Here is a 24179-nt window from a genome sequence, read left to right on the forward strand (position 1 = left end):
TCCGGCTTTACTGTGTGTCGGGTGGAGAGCACGGACTTGAACTGGCGGTTGCTCGCCAAACGCCAGTGGCCGCTGGCGCTCTCGCTCACCGGAATCGCCGTCGCGGAACTGGGGTCGATCGACACCGCGCTCGGCTGGTGGCAGGTCCCCGGCGTGCTGGTCATCTGCGCCATCTCGGTGCTGGCACCGCGCAGACCGTTCGACGCGGCCCTGGCGGTGGCGTTCGCCATCGTCTGTGTGGCGCTCTACCTGCGGTTTCTCGGCGTTGCGTTCGAGCCGCACTTCTTCCTCAGCGGTGCCAACGTCTCGGTCACCGGTGCCGCGATGGCGACCATCGCGGTCCTCGTCCGCGAGTCCTCGCGCCTGCGCGCGCTGTCCGGCACGGTGCTGGTGCTGACAGCGATGATCACCGCCGAGGTCCTCGGCTGGCCGATCGTGTCGGCGCGCGAGTACCGCGAATGGGAACCGGACACCACGTCGTACCTGTTCGGCGCGTGCATCATGCTCGTGCTGGCGGTCGGCAGCGGGCTGTACTTCCGGGCACGGGACAACGAACGCGCGTCCCAGCTGGCGGCCTCCGTCGCGGCGGCCCAGAACGCCGAACGGATGGCGTTGGCGCGCGAGCTGCACGACGTCGTCGCCCACTACGTGACGGCGATCGTGGTGCACGCGCAGGCAGGCCAGCTCAACCGCGAGGTCGACGTGCTGCCGGCCATCGCCACGTCCGGCACCGAGGCGCTGACCGCGATGCGCCGTCTCGTCGGAACCATGCGGGACGGCACGGCGGCAGGACCGGCCGCGTCCTCGTCCCTGATGGACGACGTGCGGGAGCTGGCCGCGGAGTCCGGGCTGCCGGTGCGGCTGTCGTTCGAGCTGGAGGACGCGGTGCCGCAGGAGCTCGCCCGCTCGGTGCTGCGGCTGGTGCAGGAATCGCTGACGAACACCCAGAAGCACGCGGCTTCGGTGTCCTCAGTGGACGTGGCGCTGTCCTCGAGCGACGGTGTGCTGCGACTCGCCGTCGACGACGACGGCATCGCCTCCGGAGTTCCCGTTGGCGGCTCTGGAGGTTACGGGCTCGTCGGCATGCGCGAGCGCGTGGAACTGCTGGGCGGAACGTTCTCCGCAGGCCGACGCGAACCGGCTGGGTGGACGGTCCGCGCCGATCTGCCTCTTGCTTAACGCTCGTCGCGAATGACGTCGAACTCCTGCGTCATCTCGACATCGCTGAACTGGTCGTCGTTCTGTGGGTCGATGTCGGCCACTGATGCCTCCGCGTGATCACGCCCGTACCGTGCGGTTGTGATCATGCCAACTCAGCGGCGAGTCGGCGGCTTGGGGGTAGCGGGCTTCTGCGCGCGGCGGAACGATCCACTGGAGGTGCACGGCTTCTTCGACATGATCTTGTGACGTCCCTGCTCTCGTGAAGGTTGCCCGGGAAGCACAAAGGGCCCGCCGGTTCGTGCCTGGCGAGCCCCTTGGTCAGGGAGAAGTTTTGGCCGGGGCGCGGACCCTGGGGGTCGGCCCGCGCCCGACAGAGCGAGGATTCCCGCGTGTTCCGGATCCATGCATGCTTGTGATCGTCATCACAGTGGCAGGATTCTCCGCATGTCACTGCGTCTGCACGCCCCGGTGGTCCTGCCCTGCGACGAGTCCTGCTCCGTGTTGCGGGACGCGGTCGTGGACGTCGTCGACGGCCGGATCACCTACGTGGGCGAACTCGCGTCCGCGCCCGCATTCGACGGCGAGGTCCGGCGGCTCTCCGGAATCCTGCTGCCCGGCCTCGTGAACACCCACGCCCACAGCCCGATGACGGTGCTGCGCGGTCTGGGTTCGGACCTGCCGCTGCTGCGCTGGCTGCAGGAGCAGATGTGGCCGAACGAGGCCAGGATGACCGCGGCCGACGTCGGCACGGGCATGCTGCTGGGCGCGGTCGAGATGCTGCGGCACGGCGTCACCACGTCGGCCGAGATGTACTTCCACGGCCCGGAGCTGGTGTCCTCGGTGCTCGCGGCCGGGTCACGGGTGGTGTTCGGCGGGGCGATCCTCGACGTGCCGGGCATGGACTGGCGGGCGTTGACCGACGACATCTCGGCGTGGATCGACGCCGACGGAATGCGCTTCGGCCCCGGTGAGCGGGTCGAGCTCGCGTACGGCCCGCACTCCGCCTACACGCTGTCGGCTTCCCAGCTGACCGCGGTGGCCGTCGAGGCACGGGCTCGCGGCGCGCTGCTGATGGTGCACGTCGCCGAGTCGCCGTTCGAGGACGAGGCGCAGCGGGCGGAGTTCGGCTCGGTGCCCGCGTTGCTGAAGGCCTCGGACGTGCTGGGCGGTCGCGTGCTGTCCGCGCACTCCGTTCACCTCTCCGACGACGACATCGCGCTGTACGCGTCGTTCGGCGTCGGCGTGGCGCACTGCCCCGGCTCCAACGCGAAGCTCGCCTCGGGCATCGCACGCGTGCCGGAGATGCTGGCCGCAGGCGTGTCGGTCGGACTCGGCACGGACGGACCGGCGTCCAACGACGACCTCGACCTGTTCGAAGAGGCACGACTGGCAGGGCTGTTCGCGCGCGTGTCCAAGATGGACGCCACGGTGCTCGGCGCCGCGCAGGCGTTGCTGATGGCGACCCGTGGCGGTGCCGCGGCTCTGGGACGCGACGACATCGGCGCGCTGGAAGCCGGGCGGTGGGCCGACGTCGTGCACATCGACGCGGACGACCCCGCGTTCGCCACCGGCCTGGACGCGCCGGACCCGCAGCTGCTCGCGAACCTCGTGTGGGCTTCCGGAGCGCGCCGGGTCACTGACGTCTGGGTGGCCGGTGACCACGTCGTCTCCGGTGGGGAGTCGACGCGGGTCGACCGGCAGGAGGCCCAGGCAGGGGTCACCGCGGTGGCCCAGCGGCTGCGGAACGCCTGATCAGCGCGGCCGAGGCCGCACCACGACCTCGGTGATGTGCGCGTCCGGCGTCGCCAGCACGGCCGACGCCACGGCGCGCCCCACCGAGGCCGGGTCCAGGTACTGGGTGGCGTCGTACTCGCCGCCCTCCTGGCGCCGCACCTCGTGCTGCATCGGCGTGTCCGTCCGGCCGGGGAACACCGAGGTCACGCGCAACGACGGCTCGTCGGCGCGCAGGGAGTCCGCGTAGGCCCGCAGCGCGAACTTCGAGGCCGCGTACACGCCCCAGCCGGGGTTCGCGTTCTTGCCGGCGCCCGAGTTGATCAGCACGACCTGACCAGAGGCCGCGCGCAACGCCGGGAGCAGCAGCTTGGTCAGCGACGCGACGGCGAAGACGTTCACCTCGAACGTCCTGCGCCAGTCCTCGTCGGTGGCCTCGCCCAACGGTCCGAGCAGGGCCACTCCCGCGCTGTGCACGACCACGTCCAGGCGCGACACGCTGCTCAGGTCGGCCGACGCGACGTCCGTGAGGTCGAACGGCCAGCCCTGGGCGCCGGGGAGCTCGGCGGCGAGCACGGAGAGGGACGTTTCGTCACGTCCGCCTAGCAGCAGATCGTGAGTCGGGGCCAGACTTCGGGCGATGGCCGAGCCGATTCCACTGGATGCCCCGGTGACGAGGGCGACCGGACGATCACTCATGGGGGAACCGTAACGTGCCGAAGAAGCTGATCCTCCCGTATCTCTGCCTGCTCTACTTCATCAACTACCTCGACCGCGTGAACATCGGGTTCGCCGGACCGAACGGCATGTCGGAGGAGCTGAAGCTCTCGGCGACGGTGTTCGGGTTCGCGTCCGGGGTGTTCTTCATCGGGTACCTGCTGCTGGAGGTGCCCAGCAACCTGGCGCTGCACCGGTTCGGGGCGCGGAGGTGGATCGCCCGGATCATGGTCAGCTGGGGGATCGTCGCCACCGCGATGGCGTTCGTGCCAAACGGGACCGTGCTGATCTCGCTGCGGTTCCTGCTCGGTGTGGCGGAGGCCGGGTTCTTCCCCGGGATCATCCTGTACCTGACGTACTGGTACCCGGAGAAGGAACGGGCGCGGATCGTCGCGCTGTTCATGGTGGCCGTGCCGATCTCGACGGCGCTCGGGGCCACGTTCAGCGGGTTGCTGATCCAGTGGACCGACTGGCGCACGATGTTCCTGATCGAGGGCCTGCCGGCGATCGCGCTGGCGTTCGTGACGTGGTTCTGGCTGCCGGACCGGCCCGCGGAGGCGATCGAGGAGCCGGAGAAGGAGCACTGGCCGTTGCGCAAGGCCCTCACGCACCCGCGCGTTCTGGCGTTGAGCTTCGTGTACTTCGGGATCGTGTACGGGTTGTACACGCTCGGGTTCTTCCTGCCGACGATCATCAAGGAGCTCGCGCCGGGAGCGGGGATCGTCCAACGTGGACTGATCAACGCGGTCCCGTACGCGCTCGGCGCGGTCGCCATGGTCCTGTGGGCCAGGCACGGCGACCGCACCGGGGAACGGAAGTGGCACGTTGCCGCGCCGATGTTGCTCGGTGGAGCGGCCATTCCGGTGGCGCTCCACCTCGAGAACCCCGTCGCGGCAATGGTCGCGGTCTCGGTGTGCGCGATCGGTGTCTGTGCCGCTCTGCCCACGTTCTGGGCGCTTCCGACGAGTTTTCTGGGTGGTACGGCTGCTGCGGGCGGGATTGCGTTGATCAACTCGCTGGGCAACGTGAGCGGGTTCGCCGCTCCCTACGTCACCGGGTGGCTGCGCGACCTCACCGGGACCCAGAAGACCGGCCTCTGGGTCGTCGGCGTCACGATGATCAGCGCGGCCGTGGTGGCTCTGGTTCAGCGGGCTGGTGCGGAAAAGGTGTAGAGCGCCTCGTAGTGCACGGACGTCTGGGCGCCTTCGGTGCATCCGCCTGCCGGTGCGACACCACCCTTGGTGGCGAGGCGCTGGACGTAGCTGACGCCGGCGAACACGCCGGAACCCCTGGTCGACTTGGCTTTCAGCAGGAGCTCGGGAACCGCTCCCGGAACTTCGTTGCGGGCACCGTCCACAGGGGCGGCCTCGACGGCGCTCCCGTCGACAGTGGACACCCAGATCGGACCGCGCGTGTGCAGCGCGACCGACCTGCCGAGCCGGTCCGCCAGGGTGGCGGCGGGTTCCAGCAACTTCCACGCCCCGGTCGTGCAGGTGTAGGTCTGCACGCCCTTCGCGTAGAACTTGGCGACGAGCTTGTTGCCGGGTGGAACCTTCACAGCGGATGCGACCTGCGTGTCAGGCCCGTTCATGGCCTCCGGGGTCGGTGCGGCGGTGGAGGCGGCGCCACCTGCCACGAGGCCTAGTAAAGCTGTAGCGACGAACACGAGCCGGGCTCGTTTCATGACTCACTCCCATGTGGACAGACAGTGCGACGTGTCTTCGTTGTCCGCGGTGCAGCCATCAGGGCATACGGCCTGATGGCTGCACCGGTTCAAACGACTTCCCGGAGTGAGCGGGCGGGCGCGGTCAGTCGCAGATCTTGCGACGGTCCTTGCGCCACACCGCGGCGACGGCCGGGCGCGGCTGCGAGGCGCCGCCGTCCGGCCAGTGCGAGAGCGGGTTGTTCGCCGACGCGCCGTCGATCTCACCGGGGTGCTGCACCGACACCAGCACGAAGTCCTCGGTGATGACCGGGCCGCAGGTCTCCGCACCCCTGGGCACGGTGAGGAACTGCTTCACCTGGCCGCGGCGCTTGCCGGCGACCGGCACCGCGAACAGGCCGTCGTTGGATCCCAGTGCATTGCCGTCCGTGGAGATCCACAGGTTGCCGTGCGAGTCGAACGCGACGTTGTCCGGGCACGAGATCGGGCTGACCTGCGACTTGTCGAAGCCGCCGAAGTACGTGCCGGGATCCTTCGGGTCGCCGCAGAGCAGCAGCAGCTTCCACGAGAACGTGGTCGCCGTGTTGTCGCTGCGGCGCTCCTCGATCTCCAGGACGTGGCCGTGCTTGTTGCCGTTGCGCGGGTTGATCTCGGTCGGGCCTTCCTTGCCGGCCTTGCCGCGGTCGGTGTTGTTGGTCAGCGCGGCGTAGATCCGGCGGTTGTGCAGCGAGGGCTCGACGTCCTCCGGGCGGTCCATCTTCGTGGCGCCCATCTTGTCGGCGGCCAGGCGCGTGAAGACGTAGACCTCCTCCGCGGTGAAGCCGGGGACGAACGACTTGTCGTTGTGCGCGAGGGCGATCCACTCGCCGCTGCCGTCGAACTCGCCGTCCTTGGGCAGCGTGCCGTCACCGGTGATCTCGGCGGCGGGGCTGTCGCCGGTGAACTTGGCGACGTAGAGCGTGCCCTTGTCCAGCAGGCGCTTGTTGTGCTCGCGGGCGCGCTTCGAGTTGCCCTTCATGTAGCGCTCGTCGGTGACGAACTTGTACATGTAGTCGAAACGCTCGTCGTCACCCATGTACGCGACGACACGGCCGTCCTTGGCGACGATGACGTTCGCGCCCTCGTGCTTGAAGCGGCCGAGCGCGGTGTGCTTGACCGGCGTCGACTTCGGGTCGAGCGGGTCGATCTCGACGATCCAGCCGAAGCGGTTGGCCTCGTTCGGCTCCTGCAGCAGGTCGAAGCGCTTGTCGAACTTCTCCCACTTGCGCGTGGTCGCGCCGCCGGTGATGCCGTAGCGGGCGAACTTGGCCTTGGTGTCGGGGTCGGTGACCTGGCCGCCGTTCGCGAAGTACTGGTTGAAGTTCTCCTCGCCGGACAGGATCGTGCCCCACGGCGTGACGCCACCGGAGCAGTTGTTCTGCGTGCCCAGCACGACCTTGCCCGTCGGGTCGGCGGAGGTCTTGAGGTACTTCGAACCGGCGGCGGGACCGCGCACCTCGAACGGCGTGGTGAGCGTGATCCGGCGGTTGTACTTCTCCATGTCGTCCGGGCAGACGAACAGCTTGCCCGTGCGGGGGTCGCGGTCGACCATCACGATCGACAGGCCGTGTGCGGCCCACGCGATCTTGGCGTGCTTCTCGGTGACCTTGTCCGCGGCCCAGTCCTTGAACATGAAGGACTCGGACGTGTACTCGTGGTTGCTCACCATGAGCCAGCTGTCGTGGTAGCCGGGCACCGGGACGAGACCGCAGAAGTCGTTGTTGAAACCGAACTGCTTGGCCTGCGCTTCGGGGGTTTGGTTGTCGAAGTCGAACTTCGGCGCGTCCGGCAGCACGGGGTCGCCCCAGCGGATCACGACGTTCTGCTGGAAGTCCTTCGGCGTGACGATCTCGTCGAGGGTGTTGGGCTGCACCGGCTCGAAGTTGAGACCGCCGGGGTCGCGGCCGGCACCGAGGTCCAGGTCGACGTCGACGTTCACCGGAGCAGCGGCGGCCGAACCGGACAGCGCGAGCGCACCGGCACCCGCGACCGCGACGACAGCGCCGGCCTTGAGCATGCCGCGGCGGCTCACGACCTCCTTGACGACGTCACCGAAGTACGCGTTCTGCGTGGTGTTGGGCGCCTCGTGCGCACAGGCGTTGCCGCAGCGGAACTCGCAGGTGACGGCCTGACGCCCGAGCGGGTGGTTCGTCGGGAGCAGGGGCAGCAGGCGGCGGCCCCGATCGGTGGATGAAGACACGCAGGCCTCCGAGATCGGTCAGTGTGGGAACTGGCCGAACCTAAGAGCCCAACGAGATCGCCTGCCGTCCAAGAGATGAACGGCAGGCGAACTCGTTCTACTCCCGAACGATCACAGCACGCAGCGTGATCAACCGATTTCGCCCAGCTGACGACGGCCCTTGCGCCACACCGCGACGACCGACGGCCGGGGTTGCGACGTGCCGCCGTCCGGCCAGTGCGAGACCGGCTTGTCCGCGGTCGCCCCGTCGATCTCGCCGGGGTGCTGCACGCACACCGTGATGACCCTCTCGCCGATCACCGGCCCGCACGTCTCGCCGCCGCGCGGCACGGTGAGGAAGAGCTTCAGGTGCCCGCGTTCCGGTCCCTCCAGCGGCACGCCGTAGAGGCCGTCGTTGAGCCCGTCGAGCTTGCCGTCCGCGTCCGTGGAGATCCACAGGTTGCCGTGGCGGTCGAACGCCACGTTGTCCGGACTGGAGATGGGGCTGACCTGCGTCTTGTCGTAGCCGCCGAAATAGGTGTTCGGGTCGTCCGGGAAGCCGCAGACGAGGAAGAGCCCCCAGTTGAACGTCAGCGCGAGCGCGTCGCCGCGCCGTTCGGTCAGTTCCAGCACCTGGCCGTGGCGGTTGTTGATGCGCGGGTTCGGCTCGGTCGGGCCCTCCTTGCCCGCGACGACGCCGCGTTCGACGTTGTTGCTGAGCGCGCAGTAGACCGTGCCGGTGCGCGGGTGGCACTCGATGTCCTCGGGACGGTCCATCTTGGTCGCACCGACCTTGTCCGCGGCGAGGCGCGTGAAGACGTACACCTCCTCGGCGGTCATGCCCGGCACGAACGACTTGTTGCCCGCTGCCAGCGGAATCCACTCGCCGGTGCCGTCGAACTTCCCGTCGCTGGGCAGCTTTCCGGTGCCGTCGATCTCGGACGCGGGGCTGTCGCCCTTGAAGCGCGCGACGTAGAGCGTGCCGTCGTCGAGCAGCGTCATGTTGTGGCGGCGCGCGGCTTTGCTGTTGCCGTGCTTCATCTTGCCGTTGGAGATGAACTTGTAGATGTACTCGAACCGCTCGTCGTCACCGGAGTACGCGACCACGCGGCCGTCGTCGGCGACGCGGATGTTCGCGGTCTCGTGCTTGAACCGGCCCAGGTGCGTGTGCTTGACCGGCGTCGAGTCCGGGTCGTGCGGGTCGAGCTCGATGACCCACCCGAACCTGTTGACCTCGTTGGGTTCCTGCGCGAGGTCCCAGCGCTTGTCGAAGCGCTCCCACTTGCGGGTGGTGGCGTTGCCGACGACGCCGTAGCGGGTCAGGCGCGGGTCGTTGCGGCCGGCGGCGTTGGCGAAGTACTGGTTGAAGTTCTCCTCGCCGGACAGGATCGTGCCCCACGGCGTGACGCCGCCGGAGCAGTTGTTGATGGTGCCGAAGACCTTCTTGCCCGTGGGATCGACGGACGTCTTCAGCAGGTCGCTGCCCGCGGCCGGACCGCGCACCTCGAACGCCGTGTTGAGGGTGATCCGGCGGTTGTACCTGCTGAACCTGGGCCGGTAGTGGCCGGAGAACAGCGAGCGCTTGATCATGAACACCGACAGGCCGTGCGCGGCCCAGCCGATCTTCGCCTGCTCCTCGGTGGGGTTGTTCGGGTCGTAACCGCGGAACATCAGCTTCTCGCTGGTGTACTCGTGGTTGGTGATCATGAGACCCGTGAGCTCCAGCGGGTCGAGCGGCAGGATCGCGGCGAAGTCGCAGTTGTAGCCGAACTGCTTCTCCTGCTTCGCGGCCGTCTGGTGGTCGAAGTCGAACTCGGGGACGCCGGGGAAGAGCGGGTCGCCCCACCGGATCACGACCCCCTGCTCGTACCCCTCGGGGATGACGACCTCGTCCTTGGTGTTGACCTCGACGGGCTTGAAGTCGAGCCCCCTGGTCGGACGCCCCTTGGCCTCAGGTTCGGCAGCGGCGGCGGTCGCCGGCATCGACACGGTGGCGGCGGCCGCGACGACCGCACCGGCCTTGAGCGCGGTGCGACGGCTGACGAGGTCGCCGAAGTAGGGGTTGTCCGACGTGTTCGGGACGTCGTGGAAGCACGCGTCCCCGCAGCGGTACTCGCAGGTCATCGCTGCTCTGCCGATCCGGTGGTTGACGAGCGGCAGGGGGATCATGGTGGTGGCCTCCTACGGTCGGTGCGGGAACCGCCACCGACCGTATGCGGCCGTTCATGCTTTGTTAACCCACAAGTTGTTCACCCGCGAGGACAGCTTCGGACGGAACGTCCCTTGTGTCCGTCCGGTTGAGCGTCAACAGTCCCGCCGCGACCAGACAGAGGATCGCCGCCACGACGAACGGCTGCGCGAGGTGGCTGACGAACGTCGCAGCCAGCGCGCCACCGAGCCAGCGGAGGAAGTTGTACCCGGCGCTGGCGACCGGCCGCGGCGCGTCGCTGACGCTCATCGCGGTGCCGGTGAAGAGCGTGTTGAGCAGACCGGAGACGAGGCCGCTGACGACGACGGCGACCACCAGCAACGGCTTGCTCGGCACCGCCATCAGCAGCATGAGAACGGCAAACGCCAGCACAGATCCGATGATTGCGGTCTTCTCACCGACGCGGTCCGCGAGCCGCGGTGCGAGGAACACGCTGGAGACCGCGACGCAGACGCCCCAGCCGAAGAAGATCAATCCGATCTCGACGGCGCCCCACCGCAGGACGAACGGCGACCAGGCGAGCACCGTGAAGAAGGCGGCCGTGTAGAGCGCGGCACCGGTCGAGGTGCGCAGCAGGACCGGGTGGCGGAGCGCCCGGAGAGGGTCGAGCAGGCGAATCCTCGGACGTTCCTCGTGCGAGTCCTTGGCGAGGAATGTTGCACAAAGGATCAGCGCGATGGCCATCAGGATCGCCGTGCCGAGGAACGGCCCGCGCCACGAGAAGCTGCCGAGCAACGCGCCGAGCAGCGGCCCGACGCTCAGGCCGAGACCGAGCGCGGCCTCGTAGAGCAGGATCGCGCCCTTCTGCCCACCGCTCGCCGCACCGACGATGACGCTGAGCGCGGTGGCGATGAAGAACGCGTTGCCGAGCCCCCAGACGGCCCGCAGGCCGACCAGCTGGCCGATGCTCCCCGCCGCCGAGCACGCCAGCGTGGCGACGACGATCAGCGCGAGCCCGCCGACGAGCGTGCGCTTGGCCCCGAACCTCGCTGTGGCGGCACCCGTGAAGAGCATCGCGACGACCTGGACGCCCAGGTAGGAGGAGAAGAGGAGGGTGACCTGCGCGGGTGTTGCGTGCAGACCCTCCGCTATGGACAACAGGATCGGGTCCACGAGCCCGATCCCCATGAAGGCGATGACCGCGGCGAACGCCGTGATCCACACCTGCTTGGGCTGAGCCTTGAAATTCACTTAGCTAACCTAACAGATTTTGATTAGCATGGCGAAGTATCATGCGCCACAGGTACGGTTCAGGGGTGGCAGCGGTGATCTTCGACCTCGACGGCGTGCTGATCGACTCCGAGCAGGTGTGGGACGAGGTGCGCCAGTCGTTCGCGGCGTCGCACGGCGGTGTCTGGACTCCCGAGGCGACTCGCGCGATGCAGGGCATGTCGACGCCGGAGTGGGGCGCGTACCTGGTCGAGGCCGTCGGCGTTCAGCTCGCGCCTGCCGAAGCGTCGGCCGGCGTGATCGCGGAGATGGAGAAGGCGTACGCCGCTCATCTGCCGGTGATTCCGGGCGCCGTGGACGCGGTTCGTGCCGTGGCCGACCGGTTCCCGGTGGCGATCGCGTCCTCTGCACCGGCCGTGCTGATCAAGGTGTTCCTCGACGTGACCGGGTTGCCGGTACCCGTCGCGGTGTCCTCGGAGGAGTGCGCCGCCGGCAAGCCGTCGCCGGACGTCTACCTGCTGGCGGCGTCACGGCTCGGGGTTGTTCCCACCTCTTGTTACGCCGTCGAGGACTCCACGAACGGGCTTCGAGCCGCCCTGGCAGCCGAGATGACCGTGCTGGCCGTGCCGAACCCGCACTTCCCGCCCGCTCCCGACGTGCTGGCTCAGGTGCGGGTGCTGTCCTCGATCGCCGACCTGCCGGACGCGCTGGCGTAACTGGTCGCGGCCAGACCGATGGCGATGCAGGTGCAGGCGATGACGCCCTTCGGCCAGTAGATGTGGCTGTCGAGGAACAGGTAGCTGCCGAAGAGCAGGAAGGCGGCTCCGGGGATCGCCTTGAGCCTGTGCTTGAGCAGTGCGCACACCGCGATCGCGGCGCTCGCCGCCAAGAAGCACCACGCGCCAACGGTCCCGAGCTGGTTACCGATCTTGAAGATCGGCGCGTCCGCGTCACTGCGCCCGCCGTTCGCCAACGTCATCGCACCGCCGCCGATGCCGGCCAACGCGTCGAGCGCGCCGTAGAACACGGCATAACCGAACGCGGCCAGCCTGGCGGGGTAGCGCACGAGCTTCGGGGCCTCGTCGAGCAGAACCCATTGCGCGGCAGCGAGGAGCGGGAAGATCACCGCCAGGATGATGTGCATGTTCTGCCACCACTGGGCGGTGGACGCGTCGAGATAGTGCGGGTGGGTCAGGCCGATGGCGGCGAGGACCAGGCCGGGGAGGGCGACGAGGAGCGTGCGCACCGCGCGACCATAGCGCCCGTCACACGTGTTCGATGTGAAGATCGCGCAGGGCGGTCTCCGCCACCTCGGCGCAGGCCCGCGCGCTGCACGAACACCTGAATGAACCCTTAACGTGGCGCGCATGACGCAACGAGTTGCTGTGGTCACCGGCACGGCGCAGGGCATGGGACTGCGGATCGCCGACGTGCTGCGCGAGGACGGGTTCGCCGTCGTCGGGTTCGACCTGCAGGAGAGCAAGAACGGGATCGTCGGCAACGTCGCCAGCGCCGAGGACGTGCGGCGGCTGACCGATCACGTCGTGGACACCCACGGCCGGGTCGACGTGCTGGTCAACAACGCGGGGATCGCCGGCATCGTGCCGTTCGAACAGACGTCGCTCGACCAGTGGGAACGGGTCATGGCGGTCAACCTGACCGGACCGTTCCTGCTCACCCAGGCACTCGGCAAGGTCATGCTCGAGCAGGGCAGCGGCTGCGTCGTCAACATCGCGTCGGTCGCCGGGCTGCGGGGCGTGGCGGACCGGGCGGCCTACAACACGACCAAGCACGGGCTGATCGGGCTCACCCGCACGCTCGCCGTCGAGTGGGGCGGGCGCGGGATCAGGGTCAACGCGGTGTGCCCCGGCTGGGTCAAGACCGAGATGGACGTCGAGTCGCAGGCCGGCGGCTACTACGTCGACCAGGACATCACCGACCACGTGCCCATGGGCCGGTTCGCGGCGCCCGACGACATCGCTCAGGCCGTGCGGTTCCTGGCGAGCGACAACGCGCGGTACGTCAACGGCGTCGCGCTGCCCGTCGACGGCGGGTGGACCGCGGACGGCAGCTGGCAGAAGCTGCGGCTCTCGAAGCGCTGACCGGTTTTGGCGCGAAAAGCACGTTCTGGCCCATCTAGCGGCCCGAACGTGCTTTTCGCGCCGATCAAACTCAGGCCTCGCCGCGGATGAACGCCTCGACGGCCTCGTGGGCCTCGGAGTCCGAGTACTGCACGGGCGGGGACTTCATGAAGTAGGACGACGCCGAGAGGATCGGGCCGCCGATGCCCCGGTCGAGGGCGATCTTCGCCGCGCGCACCGCGTCGATGATGATGCCCGCCGAGTTCGGGGAGTCCCAGACCTCCAGCTTGTACTCGAGGTTCAGCGGCACATCGCCGAACGCGCGGCCCTCCAGGCGCACGTAGGCCCACTTGCGGTCGTCGAGCCACGCCACGTAGTCCGACGGACCGATGTGGACGTTGCGCTTGCCCATCTCGCGGTCGACCTGGGAGGTGACGGCCTGGGTCTTGGAGACCTTCTTGGACTCCAGTCGCTCCAGTTCCTTCATGTTCAGGAAGTCCATGTTGCCGCCCACGTTCAGCTGCATGGTGCGGTCGAGCTGGACGCCCCGGTCCTCGAAGAGCTTCGCCAGCACGCGGTGCGTGATGGTGGCGCCGACCTGGGACTTGATGTCGTCACCGACGATCGGCACGCCGGCCGCGCGGAACTTCTCCGCCCACTCCGGGTCCGACGCGATGAAGACCGGCAGGGCGTTGACGAACGCCACACCGGCGTCGATGGCGCACTGGGCGTAGAAGCGGTCGGCCTCTTCGGAACCCACCGGCAGGTACGACACGAGCACGTCGACCTCGGCCTCGCGCAGCGCCGCGACGACGTCGACCGGCTCGAAGTCCGACTCCTCGATCGTCTCGCGGTAGAACCGGCCGAGACCGTCGAAGGTGTGACCACGCTGCACGACGACGCCCAGCGGGGGCACGTCCGCGATCTTGATCGTGTTGTTCTCGCTGGCCACGATCGCTTCGGCCAGGTCGACACCGACCTTCTTCGCGTCGACGTCGAACGCTGCGACGAACTCGACATCGCGCACGTGGTAGTCACCGAACTGCACGTGCATCAGGCCGGGCACGCGGGTGCTCGGGTCGGCGTCACGGTAGTAGTGGACGCCCTGCACCAGCGACGCCGCGCAGTTGCCAACCCCGACGATGGCCACTCGAACGGTGCGGCGGTTTTCGCCCATTGCCGAGTCCTCCTTGATCAACGATGAGTACTACTCGTCCTGCTCGGACTGTTCGTGCGCGATGAGCTCGTTGAGCCACCGCACCTCGCGCTCCGTGCTCTCGAGCCCCTGCCTGTGCAGCTCGCGGGTGTAGCGGTCGATCTGCTCACCCGTCTTCGCGAGCCGCTCGCGGAGTCCCTCCCTGCGTTCCTCGACACACCTCCTCCTGCCTTCCAGGATTCGCATCCTGATCTCGGCCGGTGTGCGCGAGAAGAACGCCAGGTGGACTCCGAACGAGTCGTCGTCCCAGGTCTGCGGCCCCGCGTTGGCCAGGAGGTCGGCGAACCGCTCCTTGCCCTCGGGAGTCAGCTTGTAGACCTTGCGAGCCCGACGTCCCCAAGAAAGAGCCGACTCCTCCGGCCCCTCCTCCACGATCAGGCCCGCACGTTGGAGTCGCCGCAATGTTGGGTACAGCGATCCGTAGGAGAACGCGCGAAACGCTCCGAGCAGGTCGTGCAAGCGCTTGCGCAGCTCGTAGCCGTGCATGGGCGCCTCGTGCAGCAGGCCGAGCAGCGCGAACTCGAACACGAGTCACCTCCTCGCACCTGCACCGATAGGTGAGGTGATTATATCGCCGCGATACATCGATGGCCCCTTCTCACTGTGGGATGTGGCACACCGTCATATCGCGCCGAACGTTGCTGCCCTGAACGGCCCATCATCGGAAAGCGGTCGGCACGTACTCTGGTCACGTGTTGACCCAACGGCAGGTGGTGGACTACTCGCTGCAGCGGCGTGCGCTGCTGGCGGAGGTCTATGCCGGCCGCACGGGCACCATGGAGGTCTGCGACGCGTCCCCGTACCTGCTGCGAGCTGCGAAGTTCCACGGAACGGCGACCGAAGTGCCATGCCCGGTGTGCCGGAAAGAACCCCTCACGAACGTGTCGTGGGTCTACGGCGACGAGCTCAAGCACGCGACCGGCTCAGCGCGCGCGCCTGAAGAACTGGTGAAGATGGCAACCCTCTTCGACGAGTTCACGGTGTACGTCGTTGAAGTTTGTCGCACGTGCAGTTGGAACCACCTGGTGCAGTCATACGTCCTGGGGAAGCGTGGGCTGGAAAAGCCACGCAGGAGGACTGCGGCGGAATGACCCACAGGTGACACTGCTCCGAACGAAGTACGACCACCGAACCGCGTGCTGATGCACGCCGGTCTGGGAGGCCTTTTCACGTGAACGACCAGCATGATGACCGGCAGCGCGGAGGCGAGCCGCAGTGGCCGACCGGGGACGACCCGGACGGCGGCGGCACGAGGCGCGATGTCCCGAATCAGCCACGACCGGGCACTCCACCCGGTGGTTTCGCACGCCCTCCCCAGGGTGGCACGCCACCCGGTGGTTTCCCACAGCAGCAGCCCCCAGGCCGCCCGAACGGACCAGGCGGTCCCCAGGGCGGCCCAGGGCGGCCGCAGGGGCCCGTGAGCGGTCCCGGTGGGCCGGGCGGGCCGGGTAACCGGCCTCCGACACCTCCCGGTGGCGTGCCTATCGCACCGCCTCCCGGCGGTCGTCGTCCCGGTGGCCCGAACGGTCCCGGCGGCGCCCCGCAGGGCGGTCCCGGCCGCCCCGGCGTGCCCCCGCGCAGGCCGGGCGAGGAGCGGACCACGCAGCTGCCACCGGTCAACCGGCCGCCGCAGCGCGAACCCGACCTCCTCACGCACCGCGAGCCCGAGGACGAGTTCCTGCTCGCGGGTGGCGTCGACGACGAGGACGAGTACTACGACGACGAGCCGGAGCTCACCGAAGAGGAGGAGCGTCGTCTGAGGAAGAAGAAGATCTGGAAGCGCGTCCGGATCGGTGCGTTCGTCGCGCTCGGCCTGATGCTTCTCGGCCCGGTGATCGCGGTCGCGATCGCGTACCCGCTCGTCGACTGGCCCAAGCCCGAGGACATCGCGGCTGACCAGAACAAGACGATCACGCTGCAGTACGCCGACAACAGCGAGATGACCAAGATCACCGCGCCCGGCGAGAACCGCACGATGCTGACGTACGACGAGATCCCCGAGACCGTCAAGCACGCGGTGCTGGCAGCCGAGGACGCGGACTTCTACGAGAACCCCGGCTTCGACGCCAAGGCCATCCTCCGTGCGGCCTGGTTCCAGGTGACCAGCGGTTCCGGTGGTGGTTCCGGTCTGACGCAGCAGTACATCAAGAAGGCCACCGGCAAGGAGGACCCGACTCTCGCCCGCAAGTTCACGGAGGTCGTCAAGGCCTTCAAGATGAGCAACGAGTCGGACCACAACACGATCCTCACGGCCTACCTCAACACCGTGTACTTCGGACGTGGCGCGAACGGCTTCAAGGCCGCGGCGCAGGTCTACTACAAGAAGGACATGAAGGACCTCACTCCTTCCGAGGCGGCGCTGATCGCGGCGATGATCCAGACGCCCTCCTGGTCCGAGGACAAGGAGCACTCGCAGAAGCAGTGGAAGTACGTCATGGGTCAGATGCTCCAGAAGAACTGGATCGACCAGGCGTACTACGACGCGCAGCAGTGGCCGCAGCCGCTGGCGTTCGCCGAGACGCAGCCGAAGTCGCTCGACGGCCCGCGCGGTCTGATCGTCGACCAGATCCAGGAAGCCCTCGAGCTCGAGAAGACCAACGTCACGTTCGAGCAGGCGCAGAAGACCGGCGTCACGATCCAGACCACGATCGACCCGAAGATGCAGACCGCGGCCGAGGAGGCCGTGGACGAGATCATGGTCAAGGGCGGTCAGCCGGAGGCGTTGAAGACGTCGCTCACGGCCATCGACCCGACCTCGGGTGCGGTCCGCGCCTACTGGGGCGGCCGTGACGGCCGAGGCAGCTTCGACTACGCGAAGGGCACGCTCCAGGAGCCCGGCTCGTCGTTCAAGGCGTTCGACCTCGTCGCGGCGCTGCAGAACGGCAAGGGCCTCGGCACGACCTACGACGGCACGTCGCCCCGCAAGTTCCCGGGTGTCTCGACGCCGATCCGCAACTCCGGCAACGACAACTCGTGCGGCAAGGAGTGCCCGGTCCGCACGGCGATGATCAAGTCGTTGAACACCGTGTTCTACGACATGGTCGTCAACGACGTCGGCGTCGCGAAGACCGTCAAGGCCGCGCACCAGGCAGGTATCCCGGAGCAGGTCAACATCGGCAACGGTCCGAAGAAGCTGCTGGTCGGTGAGGACGGCGGCACCCCGAACGGTGGTATCGCCCTCGGTGGTGACCAGGCGGTCGTCCGGCCGTTCGACATGGCGTCGGCGTACGCGACGTTCGCAGCCCGCGGTGTCTACCGCGCGCCGTTCTTCATCGTGAAGATCACCGGCCCGGACGGTTCCGTGCTCTACCAGCACGCGGACCAGCCGATCTCGGCGTTCGACCCGGACCAGACGAAGAGCCAGGACATCGCCGACAACGTCACCGACGTGCTGAAGGAGATTCCGAAGAGCTCCAACATCCCGTGTGCGGGCGGTCGTGAGTGCGCCGGCAAGACCGGTACGCACGAACTCTCCGAGAGCGCGGGTCAGGGTGCGGGCCTCAACTCGAAGGCGTGGATGGTCGGCTACACGCCGTCCATCTCGGCCGCCGTGTGGGTCGGTCGCAACGAGGGCAACCTGCCCATCCGCGACAAGTCGGGTGCCAACATCTTCGGTTCCGGTGTGCCCGGCAGGATCTGGCAGGCGTTCATGAACAAGGCGCTGGCCGGCACGCAGATGGAGCGGTTCGCGAAGGCCAAGCCGCTGAACCAGTACAACCCGCCGGCGAAGTCGAACCCGCCGTCGTCGAGCCAGCCGGCCAACAACCAGCCGACGCAGCCGACGGACGAACCGACGAGGCCGACGAGGCCGACGCAGACGGACCCGAACGAGCCGTGCACCGGCTTCCTGTGTCCGCCGACGACGGGTGGCAAGACCACGACCACGACCCCCAAACCGAAACCCGGTGATCCGCCGCCCGGTGACGGGACAAGCCCATGAGTGAAGGGGCCCTGGTGCACATCGCACCAGGGCCCCTTCGTTTTTCTGCGCTTTCACTTCTTGCCGGACACGACCTCCGTCGCCCTGCTCTCGCGGGGCCAGCGGGGAAGAAGACGGTCCGGGATGTTGACCACGGCGAAACGGTCTTGGCCGTAACATCCGCCACGTGCCCAGCAGCCCTGCCGAGGTTCCCGCAGAGTCGTCAGCCGCGGAGTCGTCAGCCGCAGAGTCGTCAGCCGCAGAGTCGTCAGCCGCAGAGTCGTCAGCCGCAGAGTCGTCGACCGCGGACCTCTCCGAGGACACCGACTCGCTCACCCACTCCGAGCGGGTCGCCCCGACCTGGACCGAGTCGCTCGCACGCTCCCTGAGCAGACCCTTCGGCGGCCCGCTCGGCGAGCACGCGCAGGTCGGCAGGAACTACTTCTGGACGGCCGCGCGGGTGATCCTGCTGCTGGCCGTGCTGACGTTGCTGGCCGGTTGGGTGCAGAAGTCGCCGTGCATCCAGCAGTACGTGGACGACAAGGGTGTCGTGCAGCTGGACTGGCGCGGCAGCAGGCAGTTCACCGCCCTCTGCTACTCCGACACCGTGCCGCTCTACACCGCGGAACGGCTCGACCAGCGCGGTGCCTTCCCGTACATCACGTCGTGGAAGGACGACGAGGGCAAGCCGACCGAGCACATCAGGTACATGGAGTACCCGGTGGTGACCGGGCTGTTCATGTGGCTCAACGCGCGGGTGGCGCAGGGGCTCGTGGCGCTCGTGCCGGGGCTGCCGATGACGGTGATCGTGTTCTTCAACGTCACGGCGTTCTGGCTGGCCGTGGCGTGGCTCGTGACGGTGTTCTCGGTCGCCCGGATCGCGCGGCGGCGGATGTGGGACGCGGCGTTGGTCGCGGTGTCGCCGTTGGTCATCGTCCACGCGTTCACCAACTTCGACACGATCGCCACAGCGTTCGCCACGGCTGGTCTGCTGGCGTGGGCGCGGAAGAAACCCGCGCTCGCCGGTGTGATGCTGGGGCTCGGTGGTGCGGCGAAGCTCTACCCGTTGTTCCTGCTCGGGCCGTTGCTGTTGTTGTGTTGGCGTTCCAACCGGATGAAGGCAGGGCTCACCACCACTGCGTCGGCCATCGGCGCGTGGGCGCTCGTCAACGCGCCGATCGCCCTGAACCCGGCCTCGCAGACGGGGTGGCGAGAGTTCTTCCGCCTCAACACCGAGCGCAACGCGGACCCGGACACGCTCTACAACGTGCTGGTGCAGTGGACGGGGTGGCCGGGCTTCGACCCCGGACTCCAGCAGGGGCAGCCGCCGACGGTGCTCAACACGGTCAGCATGGTGCTGTTCCTCGTCTGCTGCGCCGGCATCGCGTACGTGGCGCTCTCTGCTCCGACGCGGCCGCGGCTCGCCCAGCTCGGGTTCCTCGTCGTGGCGGCGTTCCTGCTGACGAACAAGGTGTGGAGCCCGCAGTACTCGTTGTGGCTGGTGCCTCTGGCCGTGCTGGCGTTGCCGCGCTGGAAGCTGCTGCTGGCGTGGATGGCGGTCGACGCGCTCGTGTGGGTGCCGCGGATGTACTTCTACCTCGGCGTGGACAACAAGGGGCTGCCGATCGACTGGTTCCTCGGTGCCGTGTTGCTGCGGGACGTCGCCGTCATCCTGCTGTGCGTGATCATCCTGAAGGAGATCTACCACCCGGAGCGGGACCTCGTGCGCATGACGGGCGAGGACCCGTTGGCCGGCGTTCTGGCCGATGCACCGGACCGGCAGGTCGTCACACCCGCACGAGGCGAGCCATCGCACCGAATGCGGCCGCGTTCGGATGCAGGTGATCACCGGAGTCGAACTCCGGACGCAGTCTGAGCGGATCGGCGGGGTCGCGCACCGCGGCGTCGAAGTCGAAGGCACCGGGGAAGGTGGCGCGGATCCACGCGTTCACCTTCTGCCGTTGCTGCTCCCTCTCCTCGGTCCAGTTCACCCAGCCCCGCCACGGCGTGATGGTGCCGACGAAGAACCGCGCGTTCTCCTTCTCGCACCGCAGCTGGACGGTGCGGATGCCCGCGATGACGTTCTCCGCGCTGACGCCGCTCTGGATGTCGTTGATGCCGCCGAGCAGCACGACCTTGCGCACCTCGTCGCTGAACAGGACGTCCCGGTGCACGCGGGTGATCATCGGCGCGTCGCCGAACACCACGCCGTTGCCGTTGATGCCGGCGTTGAGCACCGCGTGGTCGGTCTGGACCAGCGACGGCCAGTTGTCCTCGTAGAACCCTTCGGTGATCGAGTCACCGAACGCCACGACCGCGCCCGGCGCCGTGAAGCCCGCGACCTCGACCGCCGAGACGAGGCAGATCTGCTGCCGCGTCGACGTGATCGTGCGGTGTGCGCGTGCCTGGCACGGTGTACCGGCCGGGGCGTACGTGCTGATCTCCAGCGTCTTCGTGACGGTCAGCTGCACCGCGTCACTGCGGACCTCGTCGCGGGCGGGGATCGTGACGCCGCGGGAACGCCGGAACGTCAACTGCCGCGTCTCGCCGTTCGCCGTCACGCTGACCTGCTCGACGCGGACCGGCTTGACGCCCATCAGGTTCGACAGGCGCACGCGGACCGACGTTCCGCCCGCGCCGAGGTCGACCGTCGTCCGCACGCTCTGGTCGGGCACCGACGCGGACAGGGTCGGCACCGCCTGCCACACGGGCAGCCAGCGGATCACCGCCGACGGCTCGTGCACGCCGGAGGCACCGCAGGCCAGCAGCAGCGCCAGCACGATGATCACCCTCACGGGGTGAGTCTGCGGCCGGTCAGCTCTTCGCGGCTACGGCCCCGCGGATGAACTTCAGATCTTCGTGGTCGTCCTCGGTGACGTCCCTGGCCTTGAGGAACGCCACGAACAGCGCGACGAGCAGCGCCGCACGACCCCACACACCGATCATCACGGCCTGCGCGGAGAAGCTGTCGTAGATCCCGGCGGGCTGACCGAACTCGATCGCCCAGAACCAGCGGAAGATCCCGATCCCCATGGCCAGGTCGACCGCGAAGTAGGCGAAGGCCCACATCAGCCGCACGCGCAGCAGCACCAGGAACGGCACCAGCCACAACGTGTACTGCGGCGAGTGGACCTTGTGCAGCAGCATGAAGCCGCACAGCATCGCGCCGGACACCGCGATCCACGGGTACGAGCCCTCGCGCCTGAACCGCAGCCAGCCGTAGCCCGCCGCGATCGCGAACGACACCAGGATCGTGATCGGCGAGACGACACCGACCAGCGACTGCATCGCCTCGTCGCCGATGAACGGGCGCAGGCCCCAGTACCAGATGGAGTTCGTGGTGATGTCGACCCGGCGCAGCTGCTGGAACTCGAACGACGCGAGCCAGCCGTCGTAGCCGGCGATCGCGAACGGCAGGTTGACCAGCACGACCGTGATGATCGACGCGAACCCGACCTTGAGCGCGCCGACGACGTCGATCTTCTTGCCCTCCGGCAGCTCCTGGCCGCGCCAGCCGCCGGTGGCGACGAAGAGCATCAGCGGCAGCACGAACGCCGCCGGGTACACCTTGAACGCGAACCCGAGCCCGAGCAGGACCGACGCGACCGTCGCCCGTTCGACCAGGGGCCGGTTCCAGCGGTGCACCACGTAGACCGCGGCGGCCGAGCACAGCACGACCGGCAGGTCCCAGTTGTGGAACGCGTAGAGGATCAGCGGTGGCCCGATCGCCCACAGCAACGCGCGCCAGCGGGCGAGCTTGCCGAGCAACCAGCCCGTGAGCAGGCCGAACGGCGCCATCAGCAGCGACGAGTAGAGCAGGTACTCCGCGTCGTTGTGCGCGAAGATCGCGCCCGCCCAGATGATCAGGCCGGAGAGCACCGGGTACTCGACCGAGCCGCCGACGAGGACGCCCTTGTCGTTGATGCCGCCGTCGACGTACGGGAAGACGTGCCGGTCGATGTCGCGCCCGATCCAGAGGTGCTGGATGTCGGAGTAGCAGACGTCTTCCTTGTTGCGCTCGTCGTAGTCGGGCTGCGTGCGGCCCCACTGGTCGAACGCGGGACCGGTGCAGCGGTCCTTGTTGATGAAGCCCAGCAGCAGCGTGAGCCCGCACAGCAGCACGAGCACGGCAGCGGCGGACCTGCCGAAGCGGTTCACGACACGCCCGGCGTCGCCTCGCTCGGGCGTCACGCTCACCACCTCGTGCACGGTGTTCACCGGCCGGCGCGGTCGCGCAGGAAGGTGATGTCGTCGGCCTGACCCTCGTCCGGTGTCTCCACCACGACGGGGCATCCGGCGCCGGCGGCCACGGCCACCAGCTGATCGGCGTCGATCGTGCCAGTCTTGATGTTGTCGTGCCGGTCGCGCGAGGAGCCGAACTCGTCGCGCGAGCTGTTGAGGTGCACGAGGTCGATCCTGCCGGTGATCGCTTTCACCCGATCGACGATGCCGACGAGGTCCTCACCGGCGGCGAACGCGTGGCAGGTGTCGAGGCAGAAGCCCGCGCCGAACTCGCCGACCGCGTCCCAGAGCAGCTTGAGGGAGTCGAACGAGCGGGCCATGGCGTTGTCGCCGCCCGCCGTGTTCTCGATCAGGATCGGGACCGCGAAGCCGCCCTCCGCGACCTGGCGCTCGAAGAACTTGCGCCAGTTCGCGAAGCCCTCCGTCGGGTCCTCGCCCTTCGTGACGTGTCCGCCGTGGACGATCAGGCCCTTCGCGCCCACCGTCGCGGCGGCCTCCGCGTGCTGGATCACGTTCTTCCTGGACGGAATTCGGATCTTGTTGTTCAGCGACGCAATGTTGATCATGTACGGGGCGTGGATGAACACCTCGAGCTCGGAGGCGAGCAGGGCATCCGTCTGCGGATGAGGTTTGGGCTTCTTCCAGCCCTGGGGATCCGACAGGAAGAACTGGACGACGTCGGCCCCGCGTTCGGCCGCGGCGCCGACCGGGTCGTCGTCGCGTACATGGGCCCCGATGCGCATGAACAGGAGGGTAGTCGGCGTCCATAACGCCATCGCAGCCGCCGCCGATAGGAGTAATTGAAAAAACTGGGGATGGTCTACGTCACGACCAGGACCTACGGTCGTTACTACTAGGGAGTAGGAAAGGAGTTCACATGCGACTGCTGAGCGTCACCGCCGCGACGCTGCTGGCGCTGGTCTCCGCCTCGGTCGGCCTCACCCCGGCCACCGCCGCGGCGCCCATCGTCGTGGGCAGTTGCGCCACGTCCGTGCAGGGCGCGCCCGGCACCCCGGTCTCACTCAGCCCCGGCGCGGTCACCCAGCCCATCACGGACCTGATCCGTGCGATCCCCCTGCTCGGACCGCCGCTCGCGGACCCGTTCAGGCAGACGTTCTCGCAGCTCCCGCCCATTCCGATCGGCGCGGTGCAGGCGGGCACCACGACCATCAGCGGCGGCACGATCGCGAACGCCGTGGTGGCGGAGCTGTACAAGATCCCGTTGCTCGGGCCGATCATCGGCACGCTCGACAAATCCGTGCGTTCGACGCTGACCAGCACCTGCCAGGTGACCGTGACCGGCGTGAACCAGGTCGCCGCGCCCGTTCAGGACGGCGCCAAGGCCGTCGCCGACGCGTCGCAGCAGGCCGTTGGGCAGCCGGGCCAGACCAAGCCTCCCGTTCAGCAGCCGCAGCCGGGCACCAACCCCGGAACGCAGCCCGGCACGTCCCCCGGCCTCCCCGGCACGGGTGCGGGCGCGCCGAGCAACCGCGACTTCTCGCTCTACCCGCTGGGCACGAACTTCGGCCGGGTGCCGTTGTTCACCTACGGCTCGCTGCCGTTCGCGATGCCCGGCACGTACTCGCCGTCACCCGGCGTGCGCTACGGCTCGCAGGTGCCGCGCGCGTCCAACGGCAACGGCCTCGAGGGCGACTCGGTGCAGGCGGCCGGCCGTGCGACGGCGCTGCCCAGGCTCGGCGGTCCCGGTGGCGTCGGTGCTCCGGTGCTGGTCGCGGTGCTGATGCTCGCGCTGGTGACGGGCGCGCTGGTGCGGACCTGGGTACTCCGCCGCACCCCTGCGTAGTCGCCGGACGCGCTCTGTTAACCTTCTTCAGTTGCTGACGCGACGACC

21 protein-coding genes are annotated in these 24179 nt (G+C 68.3%); 9 read left to right on the top strand and 12 right to left on the bottom strand.

Annotation, left to right across the window (positions count from 1 at the left end; translation table 11 throughout):
* Positions 1-21: 21 nt before the first annotated feature.
* Complete coding sequence (locus tag AOM45_RS01505; protein ID WP_030465705.1) at positions 22-1179, top strand: sensor histidine kinase; 1158 nt, start codon at positions 22-24, stop codon at positions 1177-1179.
* Here AOM45_RS01505 and AOM45_RS53400 read toward each other — a convergent pair.
* On the bottom strand, positions 1176-1307 hold the full coding sequence (locus AOM45_RS53400; protein WP_269083623.1) for a hypothetical protein: 132 nt from the start codon (positions 1305-1307) through the stop codon (positions 1176-1178). The genes AOM45_RS01505 and AOM45_RS53400 overlap by 4 nt on opposite strands.
* Positions 1308-1605: 298 nt before the next feature.
* Here AOM45_RS53400 and AOM45_RS01510 point away from each other — a divergent pair, with 298 nt between their 5' ends.
* Positions 1606-2913: an amidohydrolase family protein gene (locus AOM45_RS01510; protein WP_030465704.1), complete on the top strand. Its 1308-nt coding sequence runs from the start codon at positions 1606-1608 to the stop codon at positions 2911-2913.
* Here AOM45_RS01510 and AOM45_RS01515 read toward each other — a convergent pair whose 3' ends face one another.
* Positions 2914-3591, bottom strand: coding sequence for an SDR family oxidoreductase (locus AOM45_RS01515; RefSeq protein ID WP_030465703.1), 678 nt, complete (start codon positions 3589-3591; stop codon positions 2914-2916). It lies immediately after the preceding gene.
* A 14-nt stretch (positions 3592-3605) separates the two neighbouring features.
* Here AOM45_RS01515 and AOM45_RS01520 point away from each other — a divergent pair, with 14 nt between their 5' ends.
* Positions 3606-4781 (top strand): MFS transporter, encoded by a 1176-nt coding sequence (locus AOM45_RS01520; RefSeq protein WP_051782833.1) that lies wholly within the window; start codon positions 3606-3608, stop codon positions 4779-4781.
* Here AOM45_RS01520 and AOM45_RS01525 read toward each other — a convergent pair.
* From AOM45_RS01525 to AOM45_RS01540, 4 genes are all read right to left on the bottom strand, one after another.
* On the bottom strand, positions 4754-5293 hold the full coding sequence (locus tag AOM45_RS01525; RefSeq protein ID WP_030465701.1) for a DUF3455 domain-containing protein: 540 nt from the start codon (positions 5291-5293) through the stop codon (positions 4754-4756). The two genes, AOM45_RS01520 and AOM45_RS01525, sit on opposite strands and share 28 nt — an antisense overlap.
* Before the next feature lie 124 nt (positions 5294-5417).
* Positions 5418-7511, bottom strand: coding sequence for a PhoX family protein (locus tag AOM45_RS01530; protein ID WP_030465700.1), 2094 nt, complete (start codon positions 7509-7511; stop codon positions 5418-5420).
* Between the two features lie 129 nt (positions 7512-7640).
* Complete coding sequence (locus AOM45_RS01535) at positions 7641-9659, bottom strand: PhoX family protein (RefSeq protein WP_030465699.1); 2019 nt, start codon at positions 9657-9659, stop codon at positions 7641-7643.
* A gap of 64 nt (positions 9660-9723) precedes the next feature.
* Positions 9724-10890: an MFS transporter gene (locus tag AOM45_RS01540; RefSeq protein WP_030465698.1), complete on the bottom strand. Its 1167-nt coding sequence runs from the start codon at positions 10888-10890 to the stop codon at positions 9724-9726.
* A gap of 65 nt (positions 10891-10955) precedes the next feature.
* Here AOM45_RS01540 and AOM45_RS01545 point away from each other — a divergent pair, with 65 nt between their 5' ends.
* Complete coding sequence (locus tag AOM45_RS01545; protein ID WP_030465697.1) at positions 10956-11585, top strand: HAD family hydrolase; 630 nt, start codon at positions 10956-10958, stop codon at positions 11583-11585.
* Here AOM45_RS01545 and AOM45_RS01550 read toward each other — a convergent pair.
* On the bottom strand, positions 11534-12115 hold the full coding sequence (locus tag AOM45_RS01550; RefSeq protein WP_051782832.1) for a hypothetical protein: 582 nt from the start codon (positions 12113-12115) through the stop codon (positions 11534-11536). The two genes, AOM45_RS01545 and AOM45_RS01550, sit on opposite strands and share 52 nt — an antisense overlap.
* Before the next feature lie 121 nt (positions 12116-12236).
* Between AOM45_RS01550 and AOM45_RS01555 the strand changes: the two genes are divergently transcribed.
* A complete protein-coding gene (locus tag AOM45_RS01555) occupies positions 12237-12971 on the top strand; it encodes an SDR family NAD(P)-dependent oxidoreductase (protein WP_030465695.1) in 735 nt (244 codons plus the stop codon).
* A gap of 70 nt (positions 12972-13041) precedes the next feature.
* Here AOM45_RS01555 and AOM45_RS01560 read toward each other — a convergent pair whose 3' ends face one another.
* Both AOM45_RS01560 and AOM45_RS01565 read right to left on the bottom strand, forming a co-directional pair.
* Positions 13042-14127 (bottom strand): inositol-3-phosphate synthase, encoded by a 1086-nt coding sequence (locus tag AOM45_RS01560; RefSeq protein ID WP_030465694.1) that lies wholly within the window; start codon positions 14125-14127, stop codon positions 13042-13044.
* 30 nt (positions 14128-14157) lie between these two features.
* Positions 14158-14694: a PadR family transcriptional regulator gene (locus AOM45_RS01565; protein WP_030465693.1), complete on the bottom strand. Its 537-nt coding sequence runs from the start codon at positions 14692-14694 to the stop codon at positions 14158-14160.
* A gap of 164 nt (positions 14695-14858) precedes the next feature.
* Between AOM45_RS01565 and AOM45_RS01570 the strand changes: the two genes are divergently transcribed.
* The 3 genes from AOM45_RS01570 (at position 14859) to AOM45_RS01580 (ending at position 19961) form a co-directional block, all read left to right on the top strand.
* Positions 14859-15257, top strand: coding sequence for a DUF5318 domain-containing protein (locus AOM45_RS01570; protein ID WP_162185611.1), 399 nt, complete (start codon positions 14859-14861; stop codon positions 15255-15257).
* A 386-nt stretch (positions 15258-15643) separates the two neighbouring features.
* Positions 15644-18106 (top strand): transglycosylase domain-containing protein, encoded by a 2463-nt coding sequence (locus AOM45_RS01575; protein WP_082157626.1) that lies wholly within the window; start codon positions 15644-15646, stop codon positions 18104-18106.
* 166 nt (positions 18107-18272) lie between these two features.
* Positions 18273-19961: a glycosyltransferase family 87 protein gene (locus AOM45_RS01580; RefSeq protein WP_081901861.1), complete on the top strand. Its 1689-nt coding sequence runs from the start codon at positions 18273-18275 to the stop codon at positions 19959-19961.
* On the opposite strand, the gene AOM45_RS01585 is transcribed toward AOM45_RS01580, so the two are convergent.
* From AOM45_RS01585 to AOM45_RS01595, 3 genes are read right to left on the bottom strand one after another with little or no spacing between them, the layout of a single operon-like run.
* Positions 19873-20880, bottom strand: coding sequence for a GDSL-type esterase/lipase family protein (locus AOM45_RS01585; protein ID WP_030465689.1), 1008 nt, complete (start codon positions 20878-20880; stop codon positions 19873-19875). The two genes, AOM45_RS01580 and AOM45_RS01585, sit on opposite strands and share 89 nt — an antisense overlap.
* A 19-nt stretch (positions 20881-20899) precedes the next feature.
* Positions 20900-22276, bottom strand: coding sequence for a glycosyltransferase family 87 protein (locus AOM45_RS01590; protein ID WP_236703044.1), 1377 nt, complete (start codon positions 22274-22276; stop codon positions 20900-20902).
* Positions 22277-22299: 23 nt separating this feature from the next.
* A complete protein-coding gene (locus AOM45_RS01595) occupies positions 22300-23070 on the bottom strand; it encodes a deoxyribonuclease IV (protein WP_030465687.1) in 771 nt (256 codons plus the stop codon).
* Positions 23071-23204: 134 nt separating this feature from the next.
* Between AOM45_RS01595 and AOM45_RS01600 the strand changes: the two genes are divergently transcribed.
* The gene (locus AOM45_RS01600; protein ID WP_035909155.1) at positions 23205-24131 is read left to right on the top strand and encodes a hypothetical protein; all 927 of its coding nucleotides are present in this window, start codon (positions 23205-23207) and stop codon (positions 24129-24131) included.
* Positions 24132-24179 lie beyond the last annotated feature (48 nt).

This window comes from Lentzea aerocolonigenes, assembly GCF_000974445.1.
Classification (GTDB): domain Bacteria; phylum Actinomycetota; class Actinomycetes; order Mycobacteriales; family Pseudonocardiaceae; genus Lentzea; species Lentzea aerocolonigenes.

What these genes read in the sequence shown, in the direction of transcription:
- AOM45_RS53400 (WP_269083623.1), bottom strand. Translation starts at nt 1,307, where the DNA reads ATGATCACAACCGCACGGTACGGGCGTGATCACGCGGAGGCATCAGTG.
- AOM45_RS01510 (WP_030465704.1), top strand. Translation starts at nt 1,606, where the DNA reads ATGTCACTGCGTCTGCACGCCCCGGTGGTCCTGCCCTGCGACGAGTCC.
- AOM45_RS01515 (WP_030465703.1), bottom strand. Translation starts at nt 3,591, where the DNA reads ATGAGTGATCGTCCGGTCGCCCTCGTCACCGGGGCATCCAGTGGAATC.
- AOM45_RS01525 (WP_030465701.1), bottom strand. Translation starts at nt 5,293, where the DNA reads ATGAAACGAGCCCGGCTCGTGTTCGTCGCTACAGCTTTACTAGGCCTC.
- AOM45_RS01535 (WP_030465699.1), bottom strand. Translation starts at nt 9,659, where the DNA reads ATGATCCCCCTGCCGCTCGTCAACCACCGGATCGGCAGAGCAGCGATG.
- AOM45_RS01555 (WP_030465695.1), top strand. Translation starts at nt 12,237, where the DNA reads ATGACGCAACGAGTTGCTGTGGTCACCGGCACGGCGCAGGGCATGGGA.
- AOM45_RS01560 (WP_030465694.1), bottom strand. Translation starts at nt 14,127, where the DNA reads ATGGGCGAAAACCGCCGCACCGTTCGAGTGGCCATCGTCGGGGTTGGC.
- AOM45_RS01595 (WP_030465687.1), bottom strand. Translation starts at nt 23,070, where the DNA reads ATGCGCATCGGGGCCCATGTACGCGACGACGACCCGGTCGGCGCCGCG.
- AOM45_RS01600 (WP_035909155.1), top strand. Translation starts at nt 23,205, where the DNA reads ATGCGACTGCTGAGCGTCACCGCCGCGACGCTGCTGGCGCTGGTCTCC.